This window comes from Sodalis sp. (in: enterobacteria) (genome assembly GCF_047607725.1).
Classification (GTDB): Bacteria; Pseudomonadota; Gammaproteobacteria; order Enterobacterales; family Enterobacteriaceae; genus JBLKSS01.
This window is the reverse complement of the sequence record NZ_JBLKSS010000230.1, coordinates 1-4662: the sequence shown is the minus strand read 5'-3', so window position 1 is coordinate 4662 and position 4662 is coordinate 1. Positions and strand designations below refer to the sequence as shown.

Here is a 4662-nt window from a genome sequence, read left to right as displayed (position 1 = left end):
ATCGCCGGATTATCCATGATCTGACAGCCGTCCCTTATAGGATGCGGGTTCACTAGGCATCGTAGTGGAACATATTCTTACCGGGCCATACAACAAACCCACCAATAATTCAAGACGTCCTCCACGGGGCGCTTACCTTTTCACAGGAGTTTCCGCCTACCTCAATGGCCTATGCAGAAACGCAATCGATGTTTTGCGATAGTCTGCTTGACGATGCGGACTGGTTGAAACGCTATGCCGTGAACGACCGTGGCGAGGCGGTGCCGGACGCGCTTATCCACGACGCTATCGCCGCTCGCCAGCCGATGCGCGCTTTCAACGAGCGCCATATTCTGCTGGTGCCCTATTTTGAGTGGACGCTGTATCAATGGGATGAGGCACACTTGACGCCCGAGGCCATCACCTGCCTGGCGCGGGACAATGAACGGCGCATCCTGGGCACCGACGGCAGCCCACGGCCAACCCTGGCGATCCCGCATTTGCTGTCGCAGGAGTCCGCCTGCTCCTATCAAGGGTACTTGCTGGCGCTGATGGCGGTGGAACAGACCCGACATTTCTTTTTGCAGCGTGACGGTTACCTGACCGATAATCCGGCGATTGGGCCGAGTTTGGCGCGGCATTACTGGCAACCGGGCAACAGCGTCAGCCATGACGCCACGCTGGTCAGTCTGACCGGTGAAGGCTTTAATCCGGCCTATCTGGCCAACGCCTGCAATCAGACCGTCGAGCAGGCATGGCGGCAGGCGCAGGACTGCATGGAGCAGGCCCAGACGCGTCCCCAGCCGCCGGCGGATTTCGCCTGGCAGGCCGACATCCGGGTCGTGGATGGCGATGAGGTCCTGGCAAGCAACGCCCAGGGGGATGACACTATGTGCCGGCAATTCGCGCAAGCGATACAGCGGCGCTACGGCTGAGCAAAGGGCCCGGTGTGACGCGCCGGGCTGCTGATGGTATTGCGGGTTTTGCGGGCTGTAGCCTTTGCTGCCCGGGGGAGTTTATTCTCGGCGGCGAAGCGCGGGACGGGGTGGCGGCCGGCATTATGCGCCGTGCTGTTGATGGTACTCCGGGCTGTAGCCTTTGATGGCTTGGTTATTTTCGGCGGAAAAACGCTGGGCGGGGCAGCGGCCGGCGGTGTCGGCGGTGGTCTGCGCCATGCAGGCGCTGTCGCTGCGCGGATCGCGCGGCATGTCCGTGAGGCGGTAAGCGACGGCGCCCTGACTCAGGGCCACTGCGCTGAAGATAATAAAAGCCTTAAAAGAGAATTTCATACTAATAACTCTGTAAACTATATCATAACGGAAGCGTATGATACGCCAGCTGATACGATTTTTCTTAGGGAATTTTTGAACGAGTTCACCATTTTTTTTGATATAACCGTCCCGTTATCTTTACACCTGCCGTGGCGTCGGTGGGCGCCGGGTTAACGGCGGTTTCGATCGTCCGGGCGCACAGGTCAAAGCGCTGCTGTGCGGAAATAGCAAAGTAGGCGCTAGGACCGCCGCCGCGCAGAACCGGCTCCGCGGCGGCGGTCTGATACACTCCGTCAGCATCCAGTAGCCGGCGATCGATATGCACCGCCACCACTTCCCCCAATACCAGCCAACTGCCGGTTTCGTGGCCGCTGGCGTCCACCTGCGCAATACACTGACTCAGACGACATTCAAAATTGACCGGACTTTGGGCGACGCGATGGGCCTTCACCCGCTCCCCTTGGATAGGCGTCAGGCCGGCAACGGCAAACTCGTCCTCGCCGGCGGGAAGAGAGGCGGATGTTTCGTTCATGGCAACGGCCAGGGGGCGCGTGACCAGATTCCAGACAAATTCGCCGGTGGCGTTGATATTCGCCACGCTATCTTTCCAGCCGGCGCTGGAAAAGCCGATGATCGGCGGATGATAGTTAAAACAATTAAAAAAGCTGTAGGGTGCCAGATTACGCTGGCCCTTGGCGTTTACCGACGCTATCCAGCCAATGGGGCGCGGGCCGATGATGGCGTTTAGCGGGTCGTGCGGCAAACCGTGGCCTTGCGCCGGTTCGTAAAAGTAGTGCGAGCTGCGGGTCATATCGGCATCCTCCAGCCAATGATTACGCCACCATGCGGCTCGCCCGTGCGCAGGCCACATGCCGAATCGGAAAACGTCCATTATTAGGCGGCCTGCGGCAGGCGCGCTTATCCGAAAGGTGCCGAGAGCGGTGCCAGACCGCGCCGGTCATTCCCACGCCTTCGACGCTGTATCAGCGCACGTCGGGCATTCTCGCGCCCCCGACGTTGGCCGAGCGTGTACGGTACAGGACATGCTCGCACCAACAACGCTGTTCCGCACGGGTCGAACATTTTCGCGCTTCCGACGCGGGCTCAGCGGGTTAAAGACATGCCAGCGCTTGTGACGCTGGCTTAGCGTGTACCAGCCTGCTCGCGCCTTCGCCTTCGATGCGGACTCTGCACTCGGCGAGTACCGGACCGGTGCCCGACCAGCCCTGCAGGGGCCGCCATGGACTGTCAGCGCTGCCTTAGCGCAACTGGCTATCCTTGCTGCCGCGGCGATTGTAGCCGGCATAACTCGCTTGGTGTTTATCCTGTTCGCGTTGGCAGGTTAGGCACAACTGCACGCCAGGCACCGCCGCTCGGCTCGGGAATGGGATCGCCGCATTCCTGACAATATTGCGCGCTTACGCCGCCGTTAAGCCCCTGTCGAACACGCTGTACCGCATCGTTGAGAGTGGCATCGATTTGATCCTGCACGGCGCCATCCGGCGCCCATCCACTTGCCATAGTGTCACCTCCGGCAATTGAGTCAGTAAAAAAAGAGTCAATAAAAAAGGCCAACGATCGAGCCGTCAGCCTTTAGGGTATTACGTAAGCCAGTGCCAACTCGCGTTGGCACTGACGCGGATTTATTCGATATTAGACTCGATAAACCACAGGAATTTATCCAGGTCACGGGAAGCCGCCGTAAAGATATCAGCGGTGTCCTCATCCTCGACTTCAGTAATGGCCTTCCGTACATCGTTAGCGACAATACCGTAGCGGTCGGCCAGGGCTTTCAGGTGATCCTGCACCGTATGGATCGTGGTCGGATAGCTTTTCAGCGGGGTTTTGTTGTTGGTCACCTGTACTGTCCCCAACGCGACGCCGCCCAGTTGTACGACACGTTCGGCAATCGTATCCTGATGGTCAAGAATGGCGGTCCGGAAACCGTCCAGCATTTCATGCACGCCAATAAAGTTGTTTCCACGCATATTCCAATGCGCCTGTTTAGTGATTAGCGCCAGATCCACCAGCTCAATCACAATATGGTTAAGCGTGGCGATAGTCGTGGTTTTAACCTGTTCGTCCACATCATTGCGCGTAAAAATGAGTTCAGAAGATTTCGTTTTAACCAGTTTAGCGGTACTCATAATTACTTATCCTCTTATTAGTTCATAACGGCTCGTTTTTAATTTCATTCAGATAATAATTATAGCAGCGATTTAAAATCTTGCTCCCTATCAAAGCTATCGCTGTTTTATTATCTAAAGTGATTTGGCCGCGGCCGGGACCGCAACCGCTGCAAGAACAGCATCCCGCCCATCACCGCCGGAAATGACGGTGATGCAATCAAACGACCTATAGCCGTCGACACCGGCGTGATTGGCGCTGTAGGCCCTACGTCCGCCGCTATCGGCGCGCGGTAGCGTCACTCGCCGCCACACTGCCGGCTGCGTCATTCCTGGATGGACACGTTATCCCTACCGGCAACATCAGCGCATAAAGCATGCCGGCCGCGTGAGCCATGCAGCAGACTTCCGCGCAACAGCAATATCGGCTAGAGACAGACCTGCGTATCGGTACTGGACGTGCGGGCGCACCGTTTTCCGGATTGCCCCAACGCCACCGGGGTTTTGCGCTATAGCCCCCGCCATGCCACAGTAAACTGTGCTGCAGCACCTTCCCGGCATTGATGCTGGTGGGGAACAAGGACATGTCCCATCCTCCTCCGATTCCCCCCTTGCGCAACCGCCTATCACCGGGTGTGACCGCCGATAAGGTACCGCCGTGGCACAGGACACTCAGGCGGGGATGATGCATTGTCGCGCAACGGTATTCTGAGGCGCCGATGAGGCACCACCGCGTCCCTGCGGTCTTGGCGCGCAATGAGGTCGGTGAAGGGAGTGCCCTCTCGCGGCGATTAACGACGCCACCAACTTCAGCCGACCCCGAATCGGGAAGGCGCTGAGCTGCCATCGCTCCCAACGGCAATCCAATAGGTGTTAGGCAATTCAGCAACCGTTATGAAGCATTGTTGATCATCAGGGCGCGGCCAAGCCAATAGCCAGCGCCATGACTCGCCAAAGACCTTGAGCAACGGCTGAGGGGAACGGCATTCCGACGTGCCGTTCGCGCCTGCCACTGTCCCTGCGCGGGGCAGGGCCGCCACGCGCCGCGATAAACGGCAATTTGGCTTCAGGCAATTAGGTTATAGCCAGCGGGAATAAAAAGCGGCGGGTCTAATAAATACATCTTATATTTATAATGCATGTGGCGCGTAAGCGCCCCGTGGAGGACGTCTTGAATTATTGGTGGGTTTGTTGTATGAGACAGTAAACCTACGTTACACGCTTATGCTCATTGCATTTTCACATTGTATTGATTTTAATAACTTTTATTTCCATCCCGGTTTGAG

4 protein-coding genes and 2 pseudogenes are annotated in these 4662 nt (G+C 57.5%); 2 read left to right on the top strand and 4 right to left on the bottom strand.

Translation table 11 applies throughout. From position 1 onward, the window contains the following. The first annotated feature begins 64 nt into the window (after positions 1-64). The gene (locus ACMX3H_RS17160; protein WP_415211679.1) at positions 65-202 is read left to right on the top strand and encodes a hypothetical protein; all 138 of its coding nucleotides are present in this window, start codon (positions 65-67) and stop codon (positions 200-202) included. After that, complete coding sequence (locus ACMX3H_RS17155) at positions 189-914, top strand: hypothetical protein (RefSeq protein ID WP_415211678.1); 726 nt, start codon at positions 189-191, stop codon at positions 912-914. The genes ACMX3H_RS17160 and ACMX3H_RS17155 overlap by 14 nt, the downstream gene beginning before the upstream one ends. 123 nt (positions 915-1037) lie before the next feature. Here the strand turns inward: ACMX3H_RS17155 and ACMX3H_RS17150 are convergent, their stop codons facing one another. The 4 genes and pseudogenes from ACMX3H_RS17150 to dps form a co-directional block, all read right to left on the bottom strand. After that, a complete protein-coding gene (locus ACMX3H_RS17150) occupies positions 1038-1268 on the bottom strand; it encodes a hypothetical protein (protein WP_415211677.1) in 231 nt (76 codons plus the stop codon). Positions 1269-1420: 152 nt separating this feature from the next. Beyond that, a pseudogene (locus tag ACMX3H_RS17145) lies at positions 1421-2061 on the bottom strand (flavin reductase family protein). 448 nt (positions 2062-2509) lie between these two features. After that, positions 2510-2771, bottom strand: a pseudogene (locus ACMX3H_RS17140) (DksA/TraR family C4-type zinc finger protein). A gap of 122 nt (positions 2772-2893) precedes the next feature. Continuing rightward, complete coding sequence (gene dps, locus ACMX3H_RS17135; RefSeq protein WP_415211676.1) at positions 2894-3397, bottom strand: DNA starvation/stationary phase protection protein Dps; 504 nt, start codon at positions 3395-3397, stop codon at positions 2894-2896. Between the last annotated feature and the right edge of the window lie 1265 nt (positions 3398-4662).